The following is a 26,099-nucleotide window of genomic DNA, read 5'->3' as shown; positions in this document are numbered from 1 at the left end:
CGGCGGGGCGGGAGGGGACGAACCGGCGGGACCGGGATCAGCCGGCCGGCGACGGCGGGATCAGCCCGGCGGAGCCAGACCGATGTGCGGGAAGAGGGCGCCGTAGGCCAGGGGCATGCCCAGCCGCAGACCCGTCTGGACGTGGTCGGCGCCCGGGACCTCGAACAGCGTCGTGTCGAAGCCTGCGGCCTTCGCTGTGGCGGCGGCCTCCCGCACGTGGGGGATGTACAGCGGGTCCTCGGTGCCGACGGTGAAGATCGCCGCGTGGCCGGCGAACCTCCCCGCGTTCCTCGCCATCACCGCGGCCGGCTTCGCCGCCTCGTAGGCCGCCTTGTCGCCGCCGAACACCTGGGCGAGCACCTGGTCCACCTCCTCGGATCCCTGGAACTCCTCGCCGGAGATGCTGACGATGTTGCCCCAGATCTCGGGATGCTCCGCGCCCCACACCTGCGCGCACGCCCCGCCGTTCGAGTAGCCGCTGATGGTCCAGTAGGCGGGGTCCTGGAGGATGTTGAGGTTCGCCTTGGCGTACTCGACGATGTCCTTGTTGAAGTACGTGTCCACCCCGCCGTACGCCTTGGAGTCGACGCACGCAGGGTTCTGGTTCGGGTCGCCGAGCTGATCGGCGACGATCACGATCGGGGCGAGGCCCTTGTTCTTCGCCGCCAGCTCGTCCATCGCGTCTTTGATGAAGCTCGGATTGGGATCGCCCGGCTTTCCCATCATGTGGACCATGAACGGCAGCGCCGGCATGTCCTCCCGCGCGACCCGGGCGGCCGGGGGCAGATAGATCGAGGCCGGACGGGGCGTGAAGCCCGCCGTCGACGGGATGGCGCGATCCCCGGACAGCTCGAGGATCTGCCCCGTGGCCGGCATGTCCGCGGGCGGGGTCCAGCTCTCGTACAGCGGAACGGCCGGGCTCACGACGGGCTCGGGTCCCGGGCCGGGAAGGCTGTCGGCCTTGTCGAGGGTCGAGACGCCCAGGACGTCTCCGAGAGTGCGGTCCACGCCGAACGCCGCGTTCACGCCGACCGCGGTGGACAGCAGCACCAGCAGCACCGCGACGACCGCGACGATGCGCCGCCAGGCGGGACGGAAGAAGATCGAGACGATGACGAGCCCCAGCGCGGCGAGTCCTCCGATCGCCCAGCCCACGACCGCCGGGAGCGGATCCGGCAGGATCCCGCTCGCGCGGAGCACGAGGAGCGCGGCGGTGGCGAGGATCGCGCCGGTGAGGGCGCCGATGACCGTGGCCAGCGCCCAGCCCTTCGTCGGACGACGCGCGACGAGGACGACCACGACCAGCGCGGTGATCCCCCACACGGTCCAGGGCACGACGCCGTCGACGACGTCGAGCGTCAGAAGCCACGGGGGCATGGCACCTCGCTTCCGGTCCCGGGGCGGGACTCGTCGTCATGGTATCGGCCCTGCCCGACCCACCGATATGCCGGTTCAGCGCGGCGCACGATCCCGCCGGGCCGACGGCGCGGGGGCACGGTCTCCCCGGGCGCTCTTCCCCTCCTCACCGACGGCTGGATAACGTGAGCCCAGAGTCGGGGATCCGCCCGACCGAGATCCGATCCGAGAGGACGCACGATGGCGGGCAAGTTCGAGCTGTACCAGAGCAGCAACGGCGAGTGGCGGTTCCGGCTGAAGGCGGGGAACGGCGAGGTGATCGCCACCGGCGAGGGCTACGCCTCCAAGTCCGGTGCGGTGAACGGCATCGACTCGGTGCGCCGCAACGCCGCGGACGCGGAGGTCGTCGAGGTCGACGGCTGACCCCTCGGCGCCACGAAGGGGGTACGGGACATCCCGTACCCCCTTCGTCGTCCGGGCTCAGAGCACGCGCGAGAGGAAGTCCTTCGTGCGCTGATTCCGCGGGTTGGCCATCACTTCGCGGGGATCGCCCTCCTCGACGATGTTCCCGTCGGCCATGAAGATGAGCCGGGATCCGACCTCGCGGGCGAACCCCATCTCGTGCGTCACCACCAGCATGGTCATCCCCTCGTCGGCGAGGGTGCGCATGACCTGCAGCACCTCCCCCACCAGCTCCGGGTCCAGTGCCGACGTCGGCTCGTCGAACAGCATCATGTCCGGGTTCATGCACAGCGCCCGGGCGATCGCCACGCGCTGCTGCTGACCGCCGGAGAGGTGGCCCGGGTAGGCGGCCGCCTTCTCCTCCAGGCCGACGCGCCCGAGCATCTCGTGCGCGACCCGTTCCGCCTCGGCCTTCGGCCGCTTCTTCACCCGGCGCTGGGCGATGGTCAGGTTGTCCAGGACCGTCATGTGCGGGAACAGGTTGAAGCTCTGGAACACCATCCCGATCCGGGTGCGCACCCGGTCGATGTCCGTCTCCGGATCGGTGATGTCGATCCCCTCGATGAAGATCCTGCCCGCCGTCGGCTCCTCCAGCAGGTTCACCGAGCGAAGGAGCGTCGACTTCCCCGATCCGGAGGGCCCGATCACGCAGACGACCTCCCCCGCGGTGACCGTGAGGTCGATGCCCTTCAGCACCTCGTTGTCGCCGAAGCTCTTCACCAGGCCGCGCACATCGATCGCGGGCGCCTGGACGTCGATCAGGTCCGTGCTCATCGTTCCCTCGCCAGTCGTCGTTCCAGCCATGCCGTGTACCGCGTGAGCGGGATCGTGACGACGAGGTACAGCAGCGCGCCGACGATCAGAGGCGTCGCGTTGGCGTTGGCGGTGTTCGCATCGCGCACGAGCGTGGTGAGCTCCTTCGACCAGATGAAGGTTCCCGCGATGAAGACGAGGGACGTGTCCTTCAGCAGCAGCACCAGCTCGTTCGTCATCGGCGGGATGATGATCCGGAAGCCCTGCGGGAGGATGATCCAGAACATCGTCTTCAGCGGCGACATGCCCAGGGAGCGCGCCGCCTCGGTCTGCCCCTTCGGCACCGCCTGGATGCCGGCGCGGATCACCTCGGCGATGTACGCCGAGGCCACCAGCATGAGGCCCAGCAGTCCGGCCCCGACCGGCCCTCCTGGCACCTTCCAGCCGAACACCACCGGCACGATGAACGCGACCGAGAAGATCGTGAGCAGCGCGGGGAGCCCGCGGAACAACTCGATCCACGCCGTGGCGAACCAGCGGAACAGCCCGATGCTGGACAGCTTCATCAGCGCGAAGAGGATGCCCAGCAGCAGTCCGCCGGTGAACGCGATGATGGTGAACAGGATCGTGTTGCGCAGCCCCACCGTGATGATCCCGGGGAAGAGCTTCGCCGCGACCTCCAGGTTGAAGAACTGGGGGATGGCCTTCCCCCAGTTGATCGAGAGCGCGATGCCCGCGATCGCCGCGAAGAAGATCACGTACATCACGAGGCGGTACAGCCGCGCTCTGGTGGTCCGTTTCAACGCCATCGTCAAAGACCCTCGTCCGTCTCGACCCGGCCGCTCACTCCGCCGTGAAGTACGAGTCGTAGATGGTCTGGTACTCGCCGCTGTCGCGCAGCTCCTTGAGCGCCGCGTTGACGGCGGTCAGCAGCGCTTCCTTCTCCCCCTTCGCGAAGGCGAAGCCGTACTGCTCGTCGGTGTTGTAGGTCTCGACGATCTTGTACGACTTGTCGGCCTTCTCGTGCTCGAGGTTGACGGGCTGGTCCTGGAGGATGGCGTCGATCTGCCCCGCCTGGATGGCCGGCCAGAGCTCGCCGTCCGAGGGGTACTGCACGAGCTGGGCGCCCGGCGCGTTCTCGGTCGCGTAGGACTCGCCGGTCGTGCCCTGCTGGACGCCGACGTTCTTCCCGTCGAGGTCCTTGATGCTCTTGATCCCGGAGTCGCTGCGCACGAGGAGCGACTGGAGCGAGTCGTAGTACGGGTCGGAGAAGTCGATGTTCGCCTTGCGCTCGTCGGTGATGGTCATGGCGGACGCGCCGACGTCGCAGGTGCCGGAGACCAGGGTCACCCCGGACTGCAGGGCGTCGAAGCCGACGTCCTGCACGGAGAGCTTCAGGCCCAGCTTCTCGGCGATGGCGCCGAGAAGATCGATGTCGAAGCCGGAGTATCCCGTCTCGGCGCTGGGGTCCTCGACCTCGAAGGGCGGGTACGGCACGTCCGAGCACACCGTGAGCGTCCCGGCCGTGACCAGGCCGTAGTCGTCGCCGGCCGCGGGGGTGCCGCCGGGGTCCTCGGAGGGGGCGTCGCCGGAGCCCGCGCAGCCGGCGAGGGTGAGGGACGCGGCCGCGGCGAAGGCGAGACCGAGCAGAAGAGGGGTTCGACGAGACATTTCCGACTCCTATGTCGAGGGACGGGATCGCCGCCCGTGCGGGTGGGGTGCATGCCATCTTGACACGGAGGATCCGTGTCCACGAACCCCGGTCCCAGCCGGGCGGGTCACGATCGTGTTGCGGAACCGGTCGCGACCCGGCCGGGCGCTCAGAGGGCGATGTCGACGGCGGCGCGCGCGCCGACCACGGAACGGATGTACGCGACGACCTCCTGGTGCGCGGGGTGCACCTGGTAGCGCTCCAGGGCGGCCTGGTCGGCGAAGTCCGCCACGAGCACCAGGTCCCAGTTCTCCTCCGGATAGGCCGCGTTCGGTCCGGCGGAGAGGGACTGGATCTCCGGGATCACACCTTCCAGGGCGGCGAGCAGGCGCGCGCCCTCCGCGGCGTGCCCGGCGCGCTGCCGCGGATCCTCGGCGGCCATCCGCCACATCACGACGTGCCGCAGGGTCATGAGGCCGCCTCCTCGGCGCGCAGGGTCAGGGCGTCCCGAAGCCGGTCCGGCGCCACACGCCAGTGCGCGTGCAGCTCGCCGTCGATGAGCACGACCGGGATCTTCTCCCACCACTCGTCGTACAGGGCCTTGTCGTCGAGGATCGAGCGCTCGGTGATCTCGATGCTCTCGGCCAGAGCGTCGGGGAGGTCCGCGACGACGACGTCGATCACGTCCGAGGCGACCTCGCAGAGATGGCAGTCCGGCTTGCCGATCAGGTCGACGCGGATCATGCGGTCGGGTGCTCCAGCTCGCGCCCCTCCGCGACCCACTGCTGGGTGCCGCCCTCGACATTGGTCATGTCGTAGCCCTCGGCCTCGAGCGCCTGGACGACGCGTGCCGAGCGCCCGCCCGCGAGGCAGACCACGTTCATGGCGCCGTCGGGGAGCTCGTGCTGACGGTCCCGCAGCTCGGACATCGGGATGTTGACCGCCCCGGGGATGTGCCCCTGGGCGAACTCGTCGCGTTCGCGGACGTCGATGAGCGGCTCCTGGAGCCGGTCTGCGAGCTCGGCCGTCGTGATCGTCTTCATGCTGCGATTCTCGCAGACCCGTGCGCGGCCGGCTCCGACGCCCCCGGACACACGAAGCGCCCCGGCGAACGGCGGAGCCGTCGGGGGCGCTCAGTGGCGGTATCGCTACCTGTGTGCCGCTTACTTCTTGTTGCGGCGCTGGTGGCGAGTCTTGCGAAGCAGCTTGCGGTGCTTCTTCTTCGCCATGCGCTTGCGGCGCTTCTTGATGACAGAACCCACGGAAACCTCACTATGTCAGGGGCTGGGCGTCGATGCGGACGACACCCGGGATCGGGCACGGAAAAATGCCTCGGACCATCCTAGCCTATGCGGCGACGAGCGCCGGCGCGGGGACGGTCCGGCGGCTCAGCCCGCGTCGGCGATCGGGCGCTGGAGCGCGGCGGTCACCGCCGACTCAGGCACGCGGTAGCTGCGGCCGAAGCGCACGGCGGGAAGCTCACCCGCGTGGACGAGACGGTAGACCGTCATCTTCGACACGCGCATGATCTCGGCGACCTCGGCCACCGTCAGGAACCGCACGTCCTGCAGTTCGGGCATCCCCCGTACCCCCTTCTTCCGGTAGCCCACACTCTAGGGGCTGTCCGCGACGGGTGTAAACCCGAGTGACTGCTGTGATCGCCGACGGGCGCGGCCTCGGATCACGTCGCGCGCGCCCGCCCGAGCCGCTCCTCGGCCTCCCGGCGGGCCTGCCCCTGCGCCTTCCGGGCCGCCCGGAGCGCCTTCTCCGCGTCGCGGAGCGCCTTCTCGGCCTCCCGCACGGTCTTCTCCGCCGCCTTGTACCGCTTGTCGGCGAGGAGCTCCGGCGGGACCGCGGCGGAATCCAGCGCCGGAAGCCCCCTCCGCGCGACCTCGCCCCCGCTCGCCGACGCCTCGCGCCGGCGGCGCATCGCCTCTTCGATGCCGTCGAGCTGGCACTCCAGCCCGAAGGCGAACGGATCCGCCGTCGACTGCATGACGCCGGCGTCGAGCGCCGCCCGCAGGGCCGGATACGCCTCGGCGTCGACCACCGCGGAGAAGATCGCCGCCTCGCGGGCATCCACCTCCTCGACCGTGATCCCCTGGTCCCGCGCGGCCTCCGTGTACCCGGCCGTGACGATCCCGTACCAGCGGGCGTGGCCGAGGATCGCGAGCATGGTCGCGTGCCGCTCGTCCGCGGTCAGGGGGGTGTCGGCGAGCGCCGTGAGGTAGGCGTCCATCCACGCGGCGTTGTTCGGCGTCACCGGGGAACCGTGGATCGGCAGGCTCAGCAGCCACGTGTGGCGCAGGTACACCCCGACCTGCGCCCGGTGCAGCGCCTCGATCTTCGCGCGCCAGCCGTCGGCGTCGGCGTGATCCGACGGGGGCAGCCCCGTCGCCTCCTCCTGCATCAGGAGCAGGAGGTCGTCCTTCGCGGTGACGTAGCGATAGAGCGACATCGGCGTGAAGCCGAGCTCCTTGGCGACGGCGGCCATGGAGACCGCCCCGAGCCCGTCCCGGTCGGCCAGCGCGACCGCGGTCTCCACGATCCGCTCCACGCTCATCTCCCGCTTGGGTCCGCGCTGGGGGTTCGACGCGATGCCCCAGGCGAGCGCGATCCCGCGCGGCAGCTCGGGCGGATCGGAGAGGACGGCGTCGGACTCGCTGGACATGCCCTCAGTCTAGGCCTGTGTATTGCATAAACAGTGTGTTATGGTCATAAACAGTTTCATCCATACACAGAAGGGAGACGCGATGCGTCCCGCCATCCACGTGCAGGGCCTGCGCAAGCGGTTCGGCACCCTCACCGTCCTCGACGGCATCGACCTCACCGTGCGACGCGGCGAGATCTTCGCGCTGCTCGGCGCGAACGGCGCCGGGAAGACCACGACCATCAACATCCTCACGACGCTCGTCCACCCGGACGCGGGCTCGGCCGAGGTCGCCGCGCACGACGTCGTCGCGCAGCCCGTGGAGGTGCAGCGGCGGATCAGCCTCACCGGCCAGGCCGCCGCCGTCGACGACGCCCTCACCGCCGCCGAGAACGTCGTGCTCTTCGCTCGCCTGGCCGGCCTCGGGCGCGGCGATGCCCGCCAGCGCGCGGCCGAGCTCCTGGGTCGCTTCGGTCTCCAGGACGCGGCGACCCGCCGGGTCGGCACGTTCTCCGGGGGGATGCGCCGCCGGCTCGACCTCGCGCTCAGCTTCGTCACGACCCCGGAGGTGCTCTTCCTCGACGAGCCGACCACCGGTCTGGACACCCGCAGCCGCCGCGAGCTCTGGGACGTCATCCGCGCCGTGGCCGCCGCGGGCACCACCGTGTTCCTGACCACCCAGTATCTGGAGGAGGCCGACGAGCTCGCCGACCGCATCGCGGTCATCGACCAGGGGCGCATCGCGGCCCTCGGCACCGCCGCCGAGCTGAAGGAGCGCGTCGGCGCGGAGTCGGTCCAGGTGCACGGCCCCGACGGCACGCTCCTGCGCGAGCTCGCCACCGACGGCTCGATCGACGGCCTTCGCCGGGCGCTGGACGAGCTCGCCGCCCATCAGGTCGACGGCATCGTCTCCCTCCGGCGTCCCACGCTCGACGACGTCTTCCTCGCCCTCACCACCGTCCCCGGCGCCCGCCCCGCGGCCGCCGGGCCCAGCCTCCTGAAGGAGTCCGCATGAGCACCGCCGCCCTCACCCCCGACACCCCGCTCGTCCCCTCCCCTGCGCCGCGGCCGCGGTTGCGCGGCGCCACGCCCGAAGCGGTGTTCGTCGGCCGGAGCCTTCGCCACTCGCTCCGCGACGGAGAGTCCGTCCTCATGGCGATCCTGCTGCCGGTGATGCTCATGCTGATGTTCACGTGGGTCTTCGGCGGCGAGATCGACCCGGGCGGCCAGTACGTCAACTACGTGGTCCCGGGGATCATCCTCACCTGCGCGGGCTTCGGCGCCGCCACGACCGCCGTCTCCGTCGCGGCGGACATGAAGAACGGCATCATCGATCGCTTCCGCACCATGCCGTTGAGAGCGAGCGCGGTGCTGACCGGGCACGTGATCGGGAGCCTCGTGCGCAACCTCGTCGCGACCGCCGTCGTCATCGGCGTCGGCCTGCTCGTGGGCTTCCGTCCGCATGCGGACCTGGGCACCTGGATCGCCGTCGCCGGGCTGCTGGCGCTGTACATCCTCGCCCTGACCTACCTGTTCGCCGCGATCGGACTGGCCGCCCGCAGCCCCGAGGGCGCCAACGGATACGGCTTCGTGCTCCTGTTCCTGCCCTACCTGTCGAGCGGATTCGTGCACGTCGAGTCGATGCCCTCCTGGCTGCAGCCGGTCGCGGCGCACCAGCCGCTCACGCCGATCATCGACACCGTCCGCGCACTCCTGCTGGGGACGCCTCTCGAGGGCCAGCAGTGGTGGGCCATCGGCTGGTGCGTGGTGATCCTCGCCGTCGCCGCCGCCTGGGGGTCCTGGCTCTACCGGCGCAAGGCCGGACGCCGCTGACCGATCACCCGCCGGCCGTGTGTGCGGGAGCGGCCGCGCTCAGGCGCCCAGGCGCTTGAGCGCGGTCTGCACGACATGCTTGGCCGACGCCGCCGCGCGGCCGACGGCCTCCGCCGCCTGGGCGGCCCCGCCCGGCAGGGGCGGGACGACTCCGGAGAGGTCGGGAGCGGAATCCCCGTACGCGTCGACGAGGAACGGGACGAGCCAGTCGTCGACCTCCTCGAGGGGGCCGACCGACAGGCTGTAGAAGCGGCGCTGACCGTCCTCGCGCACCGTGACGAGCTCGCTGTCACGAAGGACCTTGAGGTGCTTCGACACGGTGGGCTGGCTGATCCCCAGCTCGCTGACGATCTGGGTCACGCTGGTGCCGGCATCCCCTTCGGCGGAGCGTCGGAGCAGGAGCTGGAGGATGTCCCGCCGCGTGCCGTCCGAGATCACGTCGAAGATGTCGGTCATGACATCAGGGTAGCCGCGACACGGGCGGAGTACCATGACGAGGGCTCCGCGGGGAGTCACCGGAAGGACGGGGGGACATGGCGCGCAGCGGACAGCCGCGATCGCTCGGCGCGAACCTGCGCGACGTGGTCCGCGTGGGCAAGGACCTCACGACGTCCTCTCCCTCGCGCTTCGCGATCGTCGTCTTCTCCTCCCTCATCCTGCTGTTCACCGGGCTCCTGTCGCTGCCGATCGCGAGCGCGGACCGGACGGTCACCCCGCTCGCCGACGCCCTGTTCACCGCCGTCTCCACGATCTGCGTGACAGGCCTGTCGACCGTGGACATGGCCACCCACTGGTCCCCGTTCGGCCACGCCGTCGTGTTCGTCGGCGTCAACATCGGCGGACTGGGCGTGCTGACCCTCGCCTCCGTCATGGGCCTGGTGATCTCGAAGCGCCTGGGCCTGCGCGCCAAGCTCATCGCGGCCGGAGACACGAACCCGATGCGCGCGCACGGCGGCCCGGTCAACGAGAGCCAGACCGTCCGGCTCGGCGAGGTCGGCCAGCTGCTGCGCACGGTCGCGATCTCGGCGCTCCTCATCGAGGCCGGGCTCATGGTGCTGCTGTACCCGTCGCTGCTCATGGCCGGCGTCGATCCGATCTCGGCGCTGTGGGAGGCCCCGTTCTACGCCGCCATGGCGTTCACCAACACCGGGTTCACCCCGAACCCGGGCGGGCTCGCGCCCTTCGCCGACGACTACCTCGTCCTGAGCCTGCTCATGGTCGGCGTGTTCCTGGGGAGCATCGGGTTCCCGGTGATCTACACCCTGACCCGGCACCTCTGGCACGTGAAGAAGTGGTCGCTGCACACCAAGCTGACCCTGATCACGACGGTCCTGCTCTTCATCATCGGGGCGGGCGTGTTCCTCCTCCTGGAGTACGACAACCCGCGGACCTTCGGATCCATGGACGCCGCGGACACGACGTTCCAGGCCTTCTTCCAGTCGGCGATGACCCGGTCGGGCGGCTTCTCCGTGATCGACCAGGCCGACCTCAACGGCTCCTCCCTGCTCGCCGCGTCCATGCTGATGTTCGTCGGAGGAGGATCGGCGTCCACGGCCGGCGGCATCAAGGTCACCACCCTCGCCGTGCTCGCCCTCGCCGTGTGGTCGGAGGCGAAGGGACGCCCGTCCGTCGAGGCGTTCGGCCGGCGGATCCCGAGCGACGTCCAGCGCGTGGCGCTGAGCGTCGTGGCGTGGGGGGCGACGATCGTCGCCGTCTCCACGATCGCCATCGCGCAGATCACCAAGGAGCCGGTCGTCGAGGTGCTCTTCGACGTGATCTCGGCGTTCGGCACGGTCGGGCTGTCGACCGGGGTGACCGCGAGCCTTCCGGACGGCGCGAGCTACATCATGGCGGCCACGATCTTCATGGGACGCGTCGGCACGGTCACCCTCGCGGCGGCCGTCGCCGCGACGAGCCGTTCGCAGCTCTACTCCCTCCCCGTCGAGCGCCCGATCGTCGGCTGATCCCGCGTTGCTTCCCCGAAACCCCCTCTCCCCGCCGAGACCCCCTCGTATCCGCGCGCGCCAGAGGGGGTGTCGACGGCCCGAGGGGGTCTCGGCGAGAGAAACGACGGCGTTAGAGTAATCGGCATGGTTGAAGTGCTGCGCACCGATGCACCCGTGCTCGTCATCGGCCTGGGTCGGTTCGGAGCAGCGTGCGCCGGGGAGCTGGACCGCCTGGACCGCGAGGTGCTCGCGATCGACGACAGCCTGGAGCTGGTGCAGAAGTGGTCGGAGCGCGTCACCCACACCGTGCAGGCCGATGCGCGCAACATCGACGCGCTGCGGCAGATCGGCGCCCAGGACTTCCAGGTCGCCGTGGTCGCCGTCGGATCGCTCATCGAGGCGTCCGTCCTCATCACCGCCAACCTCGTGGACCTCAAGGTCCCGCAGATCTGGGCGAAGGCCGTGTCCCAGTCCCACGGCAAGATCCTCGCCCGCGTCGGCGCGAACCACGTCATCTACCCGGAGCGCGAGGCCGGCGAGCGCGTCGCGCACCTCGTGAGCGGCCGGATGCTGGACTTCATCCGCTTCGACGACGACTTCGTCCTGGCCAAGATGTACCCGCCGAAGTTCATCCGCGGCGTGGGGCTGAACCAGTCCGGGGTGCGCTCCAAGTACAACGTCACCGTCGTGGGCGTGAAGAGCCCGGGCAAGCCCTTCCGCTACGCGGAGGCCGACACGGTCGTCACCAACCACGACCTCATCATCGTGTCCGGCACGAACAGCGACATCGAGCGCTTCGCCGCCCTCGACCGCTGATCCGGGTCCCGCACCCCCGCACAGCGCTGCGCCGGCGCGACCCGCTCCTCGCTCAACGACCGGGGCCGCCCCGCGCCACCGCGCGATGCCGCGTGCGCGCGCGTAGAGTCGGAAGCAGCGCGGAACCGCGACGGATCCGCGACGGAAGGAGGCACCGATGCCCGATCCCGACGCCCTCCTCGAGGGCATCTCCGCGCGCCTGATCGACGCGCCCCACCGCCGGGTCGGCGTCCTGGAGCGATCCGGCGACGCCGCCTCCGCCGACCCCGATGCGACGATCGTCTTCGTCCACGGCGACGTCGCCCCGGCCCTCCTCTGGCAGGAGATGATGCTGGACCTGCCCTCGGACCTGCGCGTGATCGCGGTGGATCTGCGCGGGGCGGCCGACCGCGCGCGTGCGACGGACGGGTCCGACGCCGGCGCTGTGCTGGACGCGTCCGCCGCCGTCGAGGACGTGCGCGCGGTGCTCGACGCCCTCGGGATCGCCACCGCGCACCTCGTGGGCTGGTCGACCGGCGGCGCCGTCGCCGTCCAGTACGCGTCGGAGTCCCCCGTGCTGAGCCTCACCCTCCAGGCCCCGCGCTCGGAGGACGTGGACACCGCCGGCCTCGCCGACTCGGACCACACCCCGCCGGTGCTCTGGATCCACGGCGACGACGACCGCGCGGCCGCGTCTCCCATGCGCGAGGCCCTCGCCGCGTACACCCGCGCCGGCGGGGACGTGACCGAGGTCGCGCTGGAGGGCGTGGACGGCGTGCCGCACCAGGAACGGCCGAGCGCCTTCCGCCGCGCGCTCCTGGAGCGCACCGGCTATCTCGGGCACCACCAGGACCCCGCTCCGCCGACCGAGGCGATCATCATCCCGTCCTCGAACTGAGCCCGGGGCGCACCGCCTCCGAGGATCCGTCTGGAGGCGGATGTCCCGGGCGGGGCGCGCATGGTGGGATGGAGGCATGACCGACCCCACGGCACCGCCCCCGGTGCTCGCCCTCCGTGCCCTCCGCAAGCAGTTCGGGGAGAAGGTGGCCGTCGCCGACCTCTCCCTCGACGTCCCCGCGGGATCCATGCTCGGGCTCCTCGGGCCCAACGGCGCCGGGAAGACGACGACGCTCGCGATGACGACGGGACTGCTGCGTCCCGACGCCGGATCCGCCTGGGTGCTGGGCGCCGACGTGTGGCAGGACCCGGCCGCCGCGAAGGCCCGGATGGGCGTCCTCCCGGACGGCGTCCGCATGCTGGACCGCCTCACCGGCGCAGAGCTGCTGCGCTACACCGGGCTGCTGCGCGGCATGCCCGAGACGGACGTCGTGACCCGCTCCGGCGAGCTGCTCGAGGCGCTCGGCCTCGCCGACGCCGGCGACACGCTCGTCGTGGACTACTCGGCCGGGATGCGCAAGAAGATCGGCCTCGCGTGCGCGCTCATCCATGCACCGCGCCTGCTCATCCTCGACGAGCCGCTCGAGGCCGTCGATCCGGTCTCCGGTGAGACGATCCGCCAGATCCTTCGCGCGTACGTCGCCGGCGGCGGCACCGTCGTGCTGTCCAGTCACGTGATGGAGCTCGTGGAGTCCCTGTGCGACCGGGTCGCGATCGTCGCGGAGGGCCGGCTGCTCGCCCACGGCACGCTCGAAGAGGTGCGCGACGGCATGAGCCTGCAGCAGCGCTTCCTGACCCTCGTCGGCGCCCATGACCTCGGATCGGAGACCCTGGCGTGGTTGCGCTCCTCGTAGGCCTGCGCTGGCGGCAGCTCGGCCACCAGCTGGGCCGGAACCCCTGGCTCATCGTCACGCTCGTCGTCACCGGGCTGATGGCCGCGGGGATGCTGGCGCTCCTGGCCGGAGGCCTCGCCGCGCTGCGCGTCGCCGCGCCCGAGGCGGCGGTGACGGCCATGGTGCTCGTGGGCGCCGTGATCGTGGCCGGCTGGTGGGTCGGATCGATCATCGTCAGCGCCGATGACGCCCTCGCCCCGGAGCGCTTCGCGCTGCTCCCGGTGACCGCGGGGGCACTGCTGCCGGGCATGGTCGTCGCGGGGGCCACCACGATCGGCGGACTCGGCACGGCGCTGGCGCTCCTGCTGATGCTCGTCGGGTGGTCCGTGAGCATCCCGGCGATGATCGCCGCCGTCCTGCTGCTCCCCGTCGCCCTCGTAACGTGCGTCCTGGGCGCCCGGGTCGTCAGCGGTCTGCTCGCCCGGTGGCTGGCCAACCGGCGCATGCGGGATCTCGTGCTCACCGTCGGGGTCCTGCTGCTGGCCAGCTCGGGCCTGCTCGTGAACATCGTGATCAGTGCGGTCAGCGCCGCGAAAGACGTCGCGACGGTCCTGACCGCCATCGCCGGCGTCGTGGCCTGGACCCCCCTCGGCGCCGCGTTCGGCGTCCCCGCGGCGCTCGTCGACGGCGATCTCGCCGCGGCGGGGCTGCGCCTCCTCATCGCCCTGGCGACGGTGGCCGCCCTCTGGTTCGCCGCCCGCGGGCTGCTGGCCGCTCGCCTCGTCGCTCCGGTCGAGCTGCGCGGCGGAGGGCGGGTCCGCTCCGGGCGGATGCTCGACCGCCTGCTCCCGGCGACCCCGGCGGGAGCAGTGGCCGCCCGCACCCTCCGCTACTTCCGCCGTGACCCGCGACAGGTCATCAACGTGGTGATGATGCTGCTCCTTCCCGCGCTGCTCGTGGGGCTCGCGGTGATGAACGGACTGCGCGGGGACGCCTCGCAGCTCTCCCCCGCCACCGTGCTGATCCCCTCCGTCAACGCCCTGCTCATCGGGACGATCATCCAGATGGGGATCGCCTATGACAACGACGCGATCGCGCTGCACATCCACGCCGGGGTGCGCGGGACCGCCGACCGCGCGGGCCGGCTCCTCGGCTTCGGCATCATCGCCGTTCCGGTGACGATCGTCCTCTGCCTCGCCGCGTGCCTGCTCGTCGGACGGATCGACCTGCTCCCGGCGAGCCTCGGGGCGGCGATCGGCCTCGGCGCGGGCGCCGCCGGCGCCGGCGCCTGGGTGGGCGCCTTCCTCCCGGGACGCGCTCCGGCACCCGAGGCCAGCCCGTTCGGGCGCGGCTCCTCCGGCGGCGTGCAGTCCATGCTGGCGATGCTCATCATCACCCCGGTGGCCCTCGTGGTCGGCGCGCCGGCGTTCGGGTTCGCGATCGCGGCGATCTGGACCCCGTGGCTGGGCGGCGTCAGCCTCACCCTGGGTGTGGCGCTGGGCGGCGCCGCGGTGTGGGGCTGCGCGGTCCTCGGCGGGCGGATCCTGGACCGGCGGTGGCCCGAGCTGCTCGCCGAGGTGTCCAGCGAGTCCTGACGCGGTGCCGCCCCGCCTCGTCGGGGCGGCACCACGCGGACCGACGCAGGATCAGCCCTCGGCGGCCAGCTCCCGGGCCCGGGCGAGGGCCGCGTCGGTGGCGCGGGCGAACACGTCGTCCAGACGGGCCTCCTGGAGCACGGCGATGGCGCGCTCGGTCGTGCCCTTCGGGCTGGTGACGCCGCGGCGGAGCTCGGCGGGGTCCTCGCCCGACGCCTCCAGCAGCGCCGTGGCGCCGATGAACGTCTGCTCCGCGAGCAGACGCGCGTCCGCCTCGGAGAACCCCTTGCCGACGGCCGCCCGGGTGAACTCCTCGATGAGCAGGTACACGTAGGCGGGTCCCGATCCGGAGATCGTGGACAGGGCGTCGATCTGGTCCTCGGGGACCTCGACCACGGACCCCACGGTCTCGAACAGCGCCCGGACGAGCCCGACGTCCTCGGGACGGACGTCCTCCGCGGCCGCGAGTCCCGTGACCGCCCGTCCCACCGTCGCCGGGGTGTTCGGCATCGCCCGCAGCGCGCTGACCCCCTCGCCGAGGATCCGACGGAAGGTCGCCAGGGTGACCCCCGCCGCGATGCTCACGACGAGGGCATCGGGACGAAGCCGGGGGGCGATCTCCGCGAGCAAGTCGGGGACCATGGCCGGCTTGACGCCGACGATGACGATGCGCGCCGATCCCGCGGCCTCCCGGTTGCCGTCCGGCTGCTCCTCGAGGGCGATGCTGCGCACGCCCGCGAGCCCGGCCAGCGGCAGAGCCCTGGCGGCCGTGCGGTTGGTCACCGTGATGCCGCCGTCGACGGGGATGCCCGAGGCGACGACGCCGCGGAGGATCGCTCCCCCCATCGAACCGGCACCGAGGAAAGCGAGGGAGGGAAGCTGATCGACCATGCCGCCCATCCTAGGATCGGCCCCTGTGCGTCGGCTCGCCCGCAGACCCGTCCTCCGCGCGCGATCTAGACTCGGTCCATGAGTGCGACCGGCGGCGGCAAGGCGGTTCTCGCGGCGTTCCTGGCGAACATGGGGATCGCCCTGGCGAAGCTCGTGGCGTGGCTGCTGTCCGGCTCCGCATCGATGCTCGCCGAGGCGATCCACTCCGTCGCGGACTCCGGCAACCAGCTCCTGCTCATGCTCGGCGGGCGCAAGGCCCGCCGCCACGCGGACCGCGCGCATCCGTTCGGCTACGGCCGGGAGCGGTACGTCTCCGCGTTCGTGGTCTCGATCATCCTGTTCTCCCTCGGCGGCCTGTTCGCGATCTACGAGGGCGTGGAGAAGCTCACCCACCCGCACGCCCTGGACCCGGTCTGGTGGTGGCTGCCGCTCGTCGTGCTCGTGATCGCCATCGGGCTGGAGTCCTTCTCGCTCAGGACGGCGGTGAAGGAGAGCAACCGGGTGCGCGAGCAGGGGCAGTCCTGGAGCTCGTTCATCCGCCGGGCCAAGGCGCCCGAGCTGCCGGTCGTCCTGCTCGAGGACGTCGGCGCCCTCACCGGCCTGACCTTCGCCCTCCTCGGCGTGGGCCTGACCGTCCTCACCGGGAACTCGGTCTTCGACGCCCTCGGCACGCTCATGATCGGCGTGCTTCTGGTGCTGATCGCGATCGTCCTGGGGATCGAGACGAAGAGCCTGCTGGTGGGCGAGGGCGCGACCGAGGCCGATCACCGCCGCATCGTCGACGCCATCGAGTCCGGGCCCGACGTCGAGCGGCTCATCCACATCAAGACGCTGTACCTCGGCCCGGACGAGCTGCTGGTCGCCGCGAAGGTCGCCTTCCCCGCGGACCGGACCGTCCGCGAGGCCGCGAGCGACATCGACGCGATCGAGGAGCGGATCCGCGCCGCGGTGCCGATCGCGCGGGTCATCTATCTGGAGCCCGACGTCTACCGGCCGTCCCGCGACCCGCAGCCCCCGACCGACGCCTTCGTGCTGAAGTCCGAGGACTGAGACCGGGCCGCACGCCATGACGGACCCGCTCGCCGACGCGCTCGCGCGCCCCGATCTCGCCGAGCACGCCCGGCACAAGCTGCAGAACGTGCGCGACGTGCTGCGCGAGGACTCCCAGGCCCGTCTGCTGCAGCTCTTCTTCCTCGGTGACGAGCCGTACGCGACCATCGCGTTCGGCGACGTCGCCACCGCTGACCTGGTCGTGGTGGTGATGCACGGCATCGCGACCGACCTGTCCGAGCTGCCCAGCTGGGCGGACACGATCCGCCGTCTGTGCGCCGATGTGATCCGGGCCGTCACCGTGCGCGGCGGGTCGGCCCGCGTCGCGACGATCGCCTGGTTCGGGTACGACTCGGGCACGCACGCCACGGCGCTGGCCACCGCGCACGCGACGATCGGGGCGGCCCGGCTCGGCGCGGACCTGGATCGGATCCGCGCGGCGAACCCCACGGCGGCGATCGCCGTCGTCGGGTACTCGTACTCGTCGACGCTGTTCGGCGAGCTCGTCGTGCTGGGCGCGTCGTCCGAGGTGGACGCGGCCTTCTCGATCGGATCCGCGGGGCTCACACGGATGGCCGCGGGAGCGATCGAGGATGCGATCGCCGCGGGCCAGCTGATCTACTACGCGACCGAGGCGTCGGCCGACGCGGTCGCGCCGCTCGGGCGCTTCGGCCAGCATCCGGTCGATCCCCGCGACGTCGAGGGCGCCGTCGTCTACGACGCGGACGGCGGCCCGGTCGCGGGCTCGGACGGAACCCGGGGGCTGGCGACGACCGGGCACGCCTCCCGCACGAGCGTCGACGAGCAGGGGCGGACCGATCGCGGCTACTTCGACCCGCACGCCCAGGCGTACCTCTTCCTCGTCGAGCGCCTGGCCGACCTCGCCCTCCCCACGTGACGAGTGGTCAGTTTCTGTGGGTTCGAGCGCCGCGAACCCGCAGAAACTGACCACTCGGCGAACGGAGGGGGCGGGCTAGCGGCGGGACTCGAAGAAGGCGCGCAGCAGTGCGGCGGACTCCGCCTCAGCCACCCCACCGACGACCTCGGCGCGGTACGGCAGACGGCGGTCGCGGAGCAGGTCGTACATCGACCCCGCGGCCCCGGCCTTGTCGTCCCACGCGCCGAACACGACCCGCGGGACGCGTGCCTGGAGGATCGCCCCCGCGCACATCGCACACGGCTCCAGCGTCACGACGAGGGTGCAGCCGTCGAGGTTCCAGGAGCCGCGCGCGGCCGCCGCGGTCCGGAGCGCGACGATCTCCGCGTGCCCGGTCGGATCCCCGGACTCCTCCCGGTCGTTGCGTCCTTCGCCGACGATCCGGTCCTCCGTGTCCAGGACGACGGCGCCCACCGGGATCTCCCCCGCGCGGACGGCCTCGGACGCGAGCGTGAGGGCACGGGACATCGCGTCGGCGTATCGCTGCATCCCGACCGTCACCATCGCCCTCCCGAGCCCGAGCGTCCTGGGTCCCGAGCCTACTGCCGCGCGCTGCGCGCCGGACCGGGGCGGCGGACCGACCCGCGGCGCACTAGCCTGTATCTATGCGTGTGCACGTCGCCGACCACCCCCTCATCACCCACAAGCTGTCGGTGCTGCGCGACGAGCGCACTCCGTCGCCGGTGTTCCGCCAGCTGACCGAGGAGCTCGTGACGCTGCTCGCCTACGAGGCGACCCGCAACGTCCGGGTCAGCCCGATCGAGATCACCACGCCCGTCACCACGACCACGGGCGTCAAGATCTCCGAACCCCGGCCGATCGTGGTCCCGATCCTGCGCGCCGGGCTCGGGATGCTGGAGGGGCTCGTCAAGCTCCTCCCGACCGCGGAGGTCGGCTTCCTCGGAATGGTCCGCGACGAGGAGACCTTCGAGCCGACCACCTACGCCGAGCGCCTCCCCGACGACCTCAGCGATCGCCAGTGCTTCGCGATCGACCCCATGCTCGCCACCGGCGGATCCCTCGCCGCCGCCATCCAGTTCCTCTTCGACCGCGGTGCGGAGGACGTCACGGCGATCTGCCTCCTGGGCACCCCCGAGGGCGTGGCGACCATCGAGAAGCTCGTCGGCGATCGCAACGTCACCCTCGTCCTCGGCGCCCTCGACGAGCGTCTGAACGAGAAGGGCTACATCGTCCCCGGTCTCGGCGACGCCGGAGACCGGCTCTACGGCACCGTCTGATCCCTCGCGCTGCCCGCGCCGCCGCGCGCTGGTTCCCTGATCCCGCGCCTGCCTCGTCCCCGACGATGCCGCGGACGGCGACCGGTGGCGGCGTTCAGAGCCGGATCGAGTAGGACCGCTCCTCGCCGAAGCGCCGGAACCCGGCACGCGCGAGGATCGGGGCGGAGGTCTCGATCCTGCCCTTCACGAGCGCGGTGTCCGCCCCCTGGGCGGCTCCCCACCGCAGCCGTTCCGCCAGGACGGCCCGGTAGGCGCCACGCCCACGCACCTCGGGCAGTGTCGCCGCGCCCCACAGCCGCAGGAACCCGTCGACGACGGTGCAGCCTCCGGTGCCGACCGGTCGACCGTCGATCCGGGACAGCACCCGGCAGCCCTCTCCGGATTCGAGCGCGGTCGTCACCTCCGCGTGCTCCGCGCGCAGTCCCTCGGCGTCGAGCGGAGCCTGCTCCCAGACCGGGACGTTCACGGCGTCCACGTCCCGCACCTGATCGATCGTCCGCACGATCTCGACGGTGACGTCGTCCGGCACCGGGATCGGATCCCCGGGAAGCGGACGGGCGAACACGGTGACCGTGTCGTCGTGCACGGCGCCGATGCGTCGGAGCTCGTCCTCGACGTCCGGCCGGTCCGCCGCGCCCACCCAGACGACGAGACGGTTCTCGCCCCAGGCACGGGTCCGGTCGATCGCGAGCGACACGACCTCCGCCGCGTCCAGGTCCGTGTCGATCCGCGACGCCCGGACGCCGCCGCCGAAGCGTGCGGGGTAGCGCACGAGGTGCAGGTGCTGGTCGTCATGCTCACTGTCCCGCGGGTGCCACACCCAGGAGGCCGACGCCCGCGCGATGTCGTCAGGCGACCGCATGGGCACCGCCTTCACGGTCCGCACCCACCAGGCGGGCGAAGGCGCTGAGCCGTGCCACGCCCTCCGGCGTCCACGGCAGATCGTCGAGCAGGGCCGGCGAATGCACGAGGTAGGCCACGGCCTTGGCCCGCGACACGGCGACGTTGAGGCGGTTCTGGAGGAGCAGGAAGTCCGGTCCGCGTGGAGCATCGCGTCCGCTGGACGCGGCGAGCGAGGTGATCGAGACGACCGCTTCCTTGCCCTGGAAGTTGTCGACGGTGCCGACCTCGACGTCGCCGAAGCCGGCGGCCGACAGCTCCTCGTGGATCAGCTGCTTCTGCGCGTTGTACGGGGCGACCACGATGATGTCCGACGTCCGCAGGATCCGCGCCGGTGCGTCGGGGTCCTCCATCGCGTCGCGGTACGGGCGCCCGACGAGATCGGCCACGATCCGGACGACCTCCGCCGCCTCCTCGGGCGACTGCGTCGCGTTGCCCCGATGCCGTACGGCGCGGACGTGGAGCCCGGGCTCGACCCCCTCGATGATCCGCCGCTCGGCGCCCGGCGCGGAGGCGAGGCGCCCCGCGTACGACAGCCGCGAGACGGGGGCCGCCACCGCGGGATGCATCCGCCAGGAGCGCGCGAGGAACGTGCCGTGCCCGGGGTCGATGACCGCGCGCCCCGCCATCACCCACCCCAGCGCCGAGGTGTCGACCGGCTCGGGGTGCGCTCCCTGGCTCACCTGCGGCAGCTGCTGCGGATCGCCGAGGAGGAGCAGCCGCTGCGCCGCCGCGGCGACGGCGATGGTCGAGGCGAGGGAGAACTGCCCCGCCTCGTCGATCACGAGGAGGTCCAGCGCCTTGCGCTCCACGCGGCGGGTGTTGGCGAAGTCCCAGGCCGTTCCCCCGACGACGACGCCGCGGCCGGCGTTCTCGCCGAGGAACGCGGCCATGCCGTCCTTGCGGATCACCGTGTACGCCGGTTCGTCGCCGTCGCCGCCGTTCTTCGGGGCCTTCGCGACCTGAGCGGCGGGGACCCCGGCCGCGACCACACGGTCGAGCAGGTTCTCCACGATCGCGTGCGACTGGGCGACGACGCCGACGCGGAAGCCGTGCTCACGGACGAGCCGGGCGATCACCTGGGACCCGGTGTAGGTCTTGCCCGTGCCCGGAGGTCCCTGCACGGCGAGGTAGCTGCGATCCAGGTCGAGGATCCCGCGCACGATCGCGTCGGCGGCCCCGCCGTCCTCCGCGGTCGGCAGCGGTGCGCCCGAGATCGTCCGCGGCGGGATGCGCCGCAGCACGTCGGTGGCCGCGTCCTCCGGGAACCCGGGCGCGGCCGCGTGGACGGCGCCCGCCCACTCCTCGATCGCGCCCTGCTGCGCGCCGACGTGCGGGGGCGCGGCCGGGGTGAGGGCCACCGGGAGCTCTTCCCACGTCTGGCCCTGCACCGCGCGCTCGCAGACGACCAGCGCGTCCTCGCCGACCTCCACGACCTCGACCTCGTGCGGCACGTGGATCACCCGCGACGGGAACTCGCCGTCGAACGGCGCCGGCACGGCGTACAGGGCGAACGGGCGGGCGCCGACCCCGATCGTGCTGCCGGGGGCCAGCTCGCCGCGCAGCGCGATGGTCCGCGTCAGCACCCGCTTGCCGTCCTCGATCTCCCAGTCGCCGACCGCCGCGGACCGTTCGGGATCCACCCGCAGCACGTCGCGCGTCGACTCCCAGAGGGACACGGGCTCGCGCAGCCGCTGGAAATGCGCGACCCAGAAGTTCTTCGCCTCCCTGGGGTAGTAGTCGATCGCGGCGGCCGCGACGCGATAGATCTCGCCGTCCCGCTCCTCCTCGTCGGCACGCTGCGCCTCCGACTGCAGGGCGACCGACAGCGGCGACGGCTCGTAGGCCCTGGTCTCCGGGTCGTCCGGCGGCGCGGGCAGCACGCGCTCCTGGCGCGCGAGATCCACGAGCCAGTTCCGCAGTCGTCTCGTCGAGACGCAGTCGTAGCGGTTGTAGTCGGCGAGGTCCTCGAGGATCGCGTCCGCCTCCGTCGTCCGCCCCTCCGCCGCGAGCGCGCGCGCCTGGACGTACTGCACGATCGAGTCGTCCCCCTTCTGGACGTCGCTGGTACGGACCTCCGCGCCCATGTACAGCGGCTCCAGCTTCTTGATCGAGTAGGACCGCGAGCCGACCCGCACCGCTCGGAGCACCAGGGGATAGAGGTCGACGAAGACGCCCTCCCGCAGCAGCCGGTCGACATCCGCCTCCCCCACGCCGTGCCGGGCCGCCATGGCCGCCAGGTGCGAGGTCTCGTACGGGGCGTAGTGATAGATGTGCAGATCGGGGTGGGTCTGCCGGCGCAGCTTCACGAAGGCGAGGAAGTCGAGCAGCGCCTTCTTCTCGTCGGCGAAGGTGTGCGCCCACAGCGCCGAGTACTGCTCGGCGTCGTCCACCCAGCCGAACAGGTAGTCCAGCCCCCACGGCGCATCCGGTGCCGCCTCGGTGTAGAGCGGGTCGCCTTCGAAGTCGAAGAACAGGTCGCCGCGGCTCGGGCGGGGGAGCATCCCGATCGCGTTCGCGGACACGAGCTCGAACGTCGGCGCCTCGCCGGGCTCCGTCGGCGCCGCGACCTGCAGGCGGGCCTGAGACCGCAGGGCCGTGAACGTCTCGGTGCTCATCCCCTCGGGCGCCTCAGAGGCCGCGGCGAGGGCGTCGATCGTCGTGATCCCGGCGGCCCGCAGACGCTGACGCTGGACCGGCCGCATGCGTGCGACGAGCAGCAGGTCGCGGTGGGCCTCCACCTGCTCTTCGCACGTCGCGCACCGGCCGCACGCGACGATCTGGAGATCGCCGCGGTCGTCGCCCCAGGCGAGCGGCGCGCCGGCCTCGGCCTCCTCGATACGTCGGTCCGCGATGATGCGCCGCAATCGGGCTCGCCGGACGTGGAACAGCGGGAGCAGGTCGTCGACGGCGTGGGTGCTGACCGAGCGGTCCCCGAGGATCAGGTCGACCTCGTCGGCGCGCGGGATGCCGAGACGGTCGAGCTGATCGACGTATGCGGCGAGCTGCATGAGCGCGGTCACCCGCGCGTGCCGGGCCAGCTTCGAGTCCTGCACCCGCCAACGGCCCTCATCGTCGCGTCGCAGGAAATCCGCGAACCCGACGAACTCCGGCGTCGAGAACGCGGCCTGGAAGACCACGTCGGCGTCCGACCGCAGCGCGCGCTCCGTCTCCGCGACGACCGCGGCCAGGGCGTCCGGGTCGGCGGCGGAGACCTTGGGCAGCTCCACGACGCCCGGACCGCCGCCGGAGGCCGTCCCGAACCGCGCGACGTAGTCGCCGAGCACCGCGAGCTCGTGCGCGTCGCCGAGCTCGGCGGCCCGGCGCAGCGTGGCGTCCTCGGGATCCTCGACCGCGGGCACACGACCGAGCTTCGCGTCCAGCGCCCTCGCCCAGGCGAACTCGCATTCCGCGGCGAGCTTGAGGTCCGTCGCGCTCCAGACCACCCGCGCCGTCCCGCCGGGGGAAGCGGGATCGGATGCGGGGATGACGCGCACAGGGACTCCTTGCCTCGGGTGGCACGGCCTCGTCCGGCCGCTCCTGAAACCCTAGACCGCCCCGCGGACATCCCCGCCGACGGGGCTCAGGAGCTCAGCGCCACCAGGCGTCGTCCGGCGTCACGGGAAGGTGACGCTTGTGCGCCGTCGCGAGGTACTTGCCCTCGAGACGCTGCGCGGCGTCGGCGGAGATCTCCCGTCCCTCCAGGTAGTCGTCGATCTGCTCGTACGTGAGGCCGAGCTCGTCCTCGTCGGAACGGCCCGGGTTGCCGTCCAGCAGGTCCGCGGTCGGCACCTTGAACGCCAGGCGGTCCGGTGCGCCGAGCTCCTGCAGCAGCGCCCTGCCCTGTCTCTTCGTCAGTCCCGCCAGCGGGGTGAGGTCGGCGGCGCCGTCGCCGAACTTGGTGAAGAAGCCGGTGACGGCCTCCGCGGCGTGGTCGGTCCCGATCACGAGCATGCCGCGGTGCCCGGCGATCGCGTACTGCGTCACCATCCGCAGCCGCGCCTTGATGTTCCCGCGCTGGAAATCGCTGATCTCGCCGACGCCTGCGGCCTCCAGGTCCGTCTCCAGCCCGTCCACGCCGTGTTCGATGTTCACCTCGACGCGCTCGTCGGGGGCGATGAAGTCCAGGGCCGCCGCGGCGTCGTCGGCGTCGTGCTGCACCCGGTACGGGAGCCGCACGGCGATGAACGCGGCCTCCCCGCCCTGCGCCCGGACGCGCTCGACGGCGAGCTGCGCGAGACGCCCGGCGAGCGTCGAGTCCTGACCGCCGGAGATGCCCAGGACGTAGCCGCGGGCGCCGGTGCGCGCGAGGTAGTCGGCGAGGAACGCCACGCGGCGTTCGATCTCGGCGTGCGGATCGATGTCGGCGCGCACGCCGAGGGCGTCGATGATGTCCTGCTGCAGGGTCACGGCAACTCCGTTCGTCCGGTCCAGTATCCGCCTCGCCACGTTACGACGGTATGAACGACGCCGGGTGGGATGCCCGGGAGTGGCAGGATGATCCGGTGAGACTTCTCGTCGCCGCCCTCGCCTCCGAACTGTCCGCGTTCCCGGCCGAGGAGGGCTTCAGCGATGCGCTTCCCGGTTTCGAGCGCCTCGTCACCGGCCCCGGCAAACTCCAGGCCACGTACGCGCTGACCATGGCGCTGTCCCGGCGCACGTACGAGGAGGTCGTCGTCGTGGGGACCGCCGGGGCGATCGATCCGGATCTCGACGCGGACGTGCACGAGGTCGGCACGGCGATCCAGCACGACGTCACCGACATCGACGGCATCGTCGGGCAGCACGTGTCCCTGCCCGCGCGCGTCTCCACCGGCCGGGACGGCGTAGTCATCGCCACCGGCGACCACTTCGTCGACGACGTCGAGGCGACGGCGACCATCCGGCCCCTCGGCGCCGTGCTCGTCGACATGGAGACCTACGCGTACATCTGGGTGGCGCAGCGCTTCGGGGTGCCGATCCGCGTGCTGCGCGCCGTCTCGGACCGTGCGGAGGACGGTGCGCTCACCGACTGGAAGGCGGCTCTGGACCGCTGCAGCCGTCAGCTGCGCGAGCGCATCCGCGCCGACTACGGCGTCTGACCCGGGTCTTCCCCGGCGCCCGGCCCGACCGACCGGGGCGCGTCGATCACGCTCGGCCCGTCCGGCGTGGCTCGCACCGTCAGCTGCGCGGGGATCTGCTCCTGCATGGCCTCGACGTGGCTGATGACGCCGACGGTCCGGCCTCCCTGGCGCAGCTCGTCCAGGGTGCGCATGGCCACCTCCAGGGTGTCGGCGTCGAGCGATCCGAAGCCCTCGTCGATGAAGAGCGTGTCCAACCGGATCCCCCCGGCCCGCGCCGTCACGACCTCGGCGAGCCCCAGGGCGAGGGCGAGAGAGCCGAGGAACGTCTCGCCGCCGGAGAGCGATCGGGCCGGCCTCGTCTGACCGGTGAAGGCGTCGAACACGACGATCCCGAGCCCGGAGGCGGCGCCGCGCGCGGCCAGCGCATCGGAGTGGCGCAACTGGTAGCGCCCGGAGGACATGTCCTGCAGCCGGAGCGTGGCCGCGGCGACGATCTCCTCCAGCTCCGCGGCGAGCACGAACGTCTCCAGGTTCATCTTCCGGGTGTTCTCGCCGCGTCCGGCCAGGGTGTCCGCGAGCCCGCGCAGCACGTCGAACTCCGCCTGCTCCTCGGCTGAGACGGCGTGCTCCGCCTCGGCATCGTCGACGAGTCCCCGCAGCCGCGCCGCGGTCTCCTCCGCCCGCGCCGCGGCCCCCACGGCGAGCTTCCACGCCTCGCGGGCGTCCGCGGCGGCGCGCGTCACCGGATCCAGATCGATGGGCTCCTCCGGGAGCATCCGCAGCTCGAGGTGCAGAAGGGTGTCGCGCTCCTTCTCGCGCTGCACCGCGTGGGCGGTGAGACGGCTCTCCAGCGCGGCGAGCTCCGTCGGCGCGAGCAGGGCCGCCTCGGCCGCCTCCGCATCGGCGAACGGCGACTCCTCCAGGGCGCGCCTCTGCGCGGAGAACGCCTCCTCGGCCGCCGCGGTGCGTGACGCCCGCTCCTCGCTCGCCGCGGCCGCGTCGACCGCCGCAGCGATGGCGCGGCGCAGGTCATCGAGGCGATCCGCGACGCTTTCGTGCTCCCCGCGCGCCCGGGCGATCTCCGCGTCGGCCTCGGCAGCGCGCTGCTCGCATCGAGCGAGCCTTTCCCGAGCCTCCGCCAGCGTCCGGACCGCCTCATCGTGACGCGCCCCGTTCTCTTCCCGGCGACGGTGGGCCGCGGTCAGCGCGCGCTCGTGCTCCTCGGCGCGCGCGGCCGCGGCCTGCGCGG

The 26,099-nt window shown here is 72.0% G+C and carries 29 protein-coding genes; 12 read left to right on the top strand and 17 right to left on the bottom strand.

Features of this window, described 5'->3' with window-relative positions:
• Window positions 1-60 precede the first annotated feature (60 nt).
• A complete protein-coding gene (locus tag MR1_RS11655) occupies window positions 61-1,377 on the bottom strand; it encodes an alpha/beta hydrolase (RefSeq protein ID WP_067246701.1) in 1,317 nt (438 codons plus the stop codon).
• A 219-nt stretch (window positions 1,378-1,596) separates the two neighbouring features.
• Between MR1_RS11655 and MR1_RS11650 the strand changes: the two genes are divergently transcribed.
• A complete protein-coding gene (locus tag MR1_RS11650) occupies window positions 1,597-1,779 on the top strand; it encodes a YegP family protein (RefSeq protein WP_067246698.1) in 183 nt (60 codons plus the stop codon).
• Between the two features lie 57 nt (window positions 1,780-1,836).
• Here MR1_RS11650 and MR1_RS11645 read toward each other — a convergent pair whose 3' ends face one another.
• The 9 genes from MR1_RS11645 to MR1_RS11610 all read right to left on the bottom strand — a co-directional run bounded on the left by MR1_RS11645 (window position 1,837) and on the right by MR1_RS11610 (window position 6,893).
• Window positions 1,837-2,592, bottom strand: coding sequence for an amino acid ABC transporter ATP-binding protein (locus tag MR1_RS11645; protein WP_067246695.1), 756 nt, complete (start codon window positions 2,590-2,592; stop codon window positions 1,837-1,839).
• Window positions 2,589-3,380 carry an amino acid ABC transporter permease gene (locus MR1_RS11640; protein ID WP_067246692.1) on the bottom strand — a complete coding sequence of 264 codons (792 nt, stop codon included), beginning with the start codon at window positions 3,378-3,380 and terminating at the stop codon, window positions 2,589-2,591. The genes MR1_RS11645 and MR1_RS11640 overlap by 4 nt, the downstream gene beginning before the upstream one ends.
• Before the next feature lie 34 nt (window positions 3,381-3,414).
• Window positions 3,415-4,242 carry a basic amino acid ABC transporter substrate-binding protein gene (locus MR1_RS11635; RefSeq protein ID WP_067246689.1) on the bottom strand — a complete coding sequence of 276 codons (828 nt, stop codon included), beginning with the start codon at window positions 4,240-4,242 and terminating at the stop codon, window positions 3,415-3,417.
• A gap of 149 nt (window positions 4,243-4,391) precedes the next feature.
• A complete protein-coding gene (locus MR1_RS11630) occupies window positions 4,392-4,694 on the bottom strand; it encodes a Dabb family protein (protein ID WP_067246686.1) in 303 nt (100 codons plus the stop codon).
• The gene (locus MR1_RS11625) at window positions 4,691-4,966 is read right to left on the bottom strand and encodes a glutaredoxin family protein (RefSeq protein ID WP_067246683.1); all 276 of its coding nucleotides are present in this window, start codon (window positions 4,964-4,966) and stop codon (window positions 4,691-4,693) included. The genes MR1_RS11630 and MR1_RS11625 overlap by 4 nt, the downstream gene beginning before the upstream one ends.
• Entirely contained in the window at window positions 4,963-5,265 is a 303-nt protein-coding gene (locus MR1_RS11620; RefSeq protein WP_067246680.1) for a rhodanese-like domain-containing protein, read from the bottom strand. The genes MR1_RS11625 and MR1_RS11620 overlap by 4 nt, the downstream gene beginning before the upstream one ends.
• Window positions 5,266-5,385: 120 nt before the next feature.
• Window positions 5,386-5,484, bottom strand: a complete 99-nt coding sequence (locus MR1_RS19435) for a 30S ribosomal protein bS22 (RefSeq protein WP_003792170.1) — start codon at window positions 5,482-5,484, stop codon at window positions 5,386-5,388.
• A gap of 126 nt (window positions 5,485-5,610) precedes the next feature.
• A complete protein-coding gene (locus MR1_RS11615; RefSeq protein WP_067246676.1) occupies window positions 5,611-5,802 on the bottom strand; it encodes a helix-turn-helix domain-containing protein in 192 nt (63 codons plus the stop codon).
• 101 nt (window positions 5,803-5,903) lie between these two features.
• Complete coding sequence (locus MR1_RS11610; RefSeq protein WP_067246672.1) at window positions 5,904-6,893, bottom strand: TetR/AcrR family transcriptional regulator C-terminal domain-containing protein; 990 nt, start codon at window positions 6,891-6,893, stop codon at window positions 5,904-5,906.
• Window positions 6,894-6,975: 82 nt separating this feature from the next.
• Between MR1_RS11610 and MR1_RS11605 the strand changes: the two genes are divergently transcribed.
• The gene (locus tag MR1_RS11605; RefSeq protein ID WP_067246669.1) at window positions 6,976-7,887 is read left to right on the top strand and encodes an ATP-binding cassette domain-containing protein; all 912 of its coding nucleotides are present in this window, start codon (window positions 6,976-6,978) and stop codon (window positions 7,885-7,887) included.
• Window positions 7,884-8,705, top strand: coding sequence for an ABC transporter permease (locus MR1_RS11600; RefSeq protein WP_067246666.1), 822 nt, complete (start codon window positions 7,884-7,886; stop codon window positions 8,703-8,705). Before MR1_RS11605 ends, MR1_RS11600 begins: the two co-directional genes overlap by 4 nt.
• Window positions 8,706-8,744: 39 nt before the next feature.
• Here MR1_RS11600 and MR1_RS11595 read toward each other — a convergent pair whose 3' ends face one another.
• Window positions 8,745-9,161 carry an ArsR/SmtB family transcription factor gene (locus MR1_RS11595; RefSeq protein ID WP_067246663.1) on the bottom strand — a complete coding sequence of 139 codons (417 nt, stop codon included), beginning with the start codon at window positions 9,159-9,161 and terminating at the stop codon, window positions 8,745-8,747.
• Window positions 9,162-9,238: 77 nt separating this feature from the next.
• Between MR1_RS11595 and MR1_RS11590 the strand changes: the two genes are divergently transcribed.
• The 5 genes from MR1_RS11590 (at window position 9,239) to MR1_RS11570 (ending at window position 14,771) form a co-directional block, all read left to right on the top strand.
• A complete protein-coding gene (locus tag MR1_RS11590) occupies window positions 9,239-10,669 on the top strand; it encodes a TrkH family potassium uptake protein (RefSeq protein ID WP_084344556.1) in 1,431 nt (476 codons plus the stop codon).
• 126 nt (window positions 10,670-10,795) lie between these two features.
• The gene (locus tag MR1_RS11585) at window positions 10,796-11,467 is read left to right on the top strand and encodes a potassium channel family protein (protein ID WP_067246661.1); all 672 of its coding nucleotides are present in this window, start codon (window positions 10,796-10,798) and stop codon (window positions 11,465-11,467) included.
• A 157-nt stretch (window positions 11,468-11,624) separates the two neighbouring features.
• On the top strand, window positions 11,625-12,344 hold the full coding sequence (locus tag MR1_RS11580; protein WP_067246658.1) for an alpha/beta fold hydrolase: 720 nt from the start codon (window positions 11,625-11,627) through the stop codon (window positions 12,342-12,344).
• Window positions 12,345-12,420: 76 nt separating this feature from the next.
• The gene (locus MR1_RS11575) at window positions 12,421-13,197 is read left to right on the top strand and encodes an ABC transporter ATP-binding protein (RefSeq protein WP_067246655.1); all 777 of its coding nucleotides are present in this window, start codon (window positions 12,421-12,423) and stop codon (window positions 13,195-13,197) included.
• Window positions 13,179-14,771 (top strand): hypothetical protein, encoded by a 1,593-nt coding sequence (locus MR1_RS11570; protein WP_067246652.1) that lies wholly within the window; start codon window positions 13,179-13,181, stop codon window positions 14,769-14,771. Before MR1_RS11575 ends, MR1_RS11570 begins: the two co-directional genes overlap by 19 nt.
• A gap of 51 nt (window positions 14,772-14,822) precedes the next feature.
• Here MR1_RS11570 and proC read toward each other — a convergent pair whose 3' ends face one another.
• Window positions 14,823-15,662: a pyrroline-5-carboxylate reductase gene (gene proC / locus MR1_RS11565; RefSeq protein ID WP_067246650.1), complete on the bottom strand. Its 840-nt coding sequence runs from the start codon at window positions 15,660-15,662 to the stop codon at window positions 14,823-14,825.
• A gap of 78 nt (window positions 15,663-15,740) precedes the next feature.
• Between proC and MR1_RS11560 the strand changes: the two genes are divergently transcribed.
• The gene (locus MR1_RS11560; protein ID WP_067246647.1) at window positions 15,741-16,712 is read left to right on the top strand and encodes a cation diffusion facilitator family transporter; all 972 of its coding nucleotides are present in this window, start codon (window positions 15,741-15,743) and stop codon (window positions 16,710-16,712) included.
• A gap of 16 nt (window positions 16,713-16,728) precedes the next feature.
• Window positions 16,729-17,610, top strand: a complete 882-nt coding sequence (locus MR1_RS11555) for an alpha/beta hydrolase (RefSeq protein ID WP_067246645.1) — start codon at window positions 16,729-16,731, stop codon at window positions 17,608-17,610.
• A 75-nt stretch (window positions 17,611-17,685) separates the two neighbouring features.
• Here the strand turns inward: MR1_RS11555 and MR1_RS11550 are convergent, their stop codons facing one another.
• Complete coding sequence (locus MR1_RS11550; RefSeq protein ID WP_067246732.1) at window positions 17,686-18,117, bottom strand: nucleoside deaminase; 432 nt, start codon at window positions 18,115-18,117, stop codon at window positions 17,686-17,688.
• A 137-nt stretch (window positions 18,118-18,254) separates the two neighbouring features.
• On the opposite strand from MR1_RS11550, the gene upp reads away from it, so the two are divergent.
• Window positions 18,255-18,887 carry a uracil phosphoribosyltransferase gene (gene upp / locus MR1_RS11545; RefSeq protein ID WP_067246642.1) on the top strand — a complete coding sequence of 211 codons (633 nt, stop codon included), beginning with the start codon at window positions 18,255-18,257 and terminating at the stop codon, window positions 18,885-18,887.
• A gap of 94 nt (window positions 18,888-18,981) precedes the next feature.
• Here upp and MR1_RS11540 read toward each other — a convergent pair whose 3' ends face one another.
• The 3 genes from MR1_RS11540 to nadE form a co-directional block, all read right to left on the bottom strand.
• Entirely contained in the window at window positions 18,982-19,749 is a 768-nt protein-coding gene (locus MR1_RS11540) for a GNAT family N-acetyltransferase (RefSeq protein WP_067246639.1), read from the bottom strand.
• Window positions 19,736-23,284, bottom strand: a complete 3,549-nt coding sequence (locus MR1_RS11535) for a TM0106 family RecB-like putative nuclease (protein WP_255218141.1) — start codon at window positions 23,282-23,284, stop codon at window positions 19,736-19,738. Before MR1_RS11535 ends, MR1_RS11540 begins: the two co-directional genes overlap by 14 nt.
• Before the next feature lie 94 nt (window positions 23,285-23,378).
• On the bottom strand, window positions 23,379-24,197 hold the full coding sequence (nadE, locus tag MR1_RS11530; protein ID WP_067246636.1) for an ammonia-dependent NAD(+) synthetase: 819 nt from the start codon (window positions 24,195-24,197) through the stop codon (window positions 23,379-23,381).
• Between the two features lie 95 nt (window positions 24,198-24,292).
• Here nadE and MR1_RS11525 point away from each other — a divergent pair, with 95 nt between their 5' ends.
• On the top strand, window positions 24,293-24,868 hold the full coding sequence (locus tag MR1_RS11525) for a phosphorylase family protein (RefSeq protein WP_067246725.1): 576 nt from the start codon (window positions 24,293-24,295) through the stop codon (window positions 24,866-24,868).
• Here the strand turns inward: MR1_RS11525 and MR1_RS20410 are convergent.
• On the bottom strand, window positions 24,856-26,099 hold a 1,244-nt coding region (locus tag MR1_RS20410), incomplete at its 5' end, for an SbcC/MukB-like Walker B domain-containing protein (RefSeq protein ID WP_303621323.1). The genes MR1_RS11525 and MR1_RS20410 overlap by 13 nt on opposite strands.

It is taken from the genome of Microbacterium resistens NBRC 103078 (genome assembly GCF_001552355.1).
GTDB classification, from domain to species: Bacteria; Actinomycetota; Actinomycetes; order Actinomycetales; family Microbacteriaceae; genus Microbacterium; species Microbacterium resistens.
The sequence above is the reverse complement of the archived record's forward strand: the minus strand, read 5'-3'. Positions and strand labels throughout refer to the sequence as shown.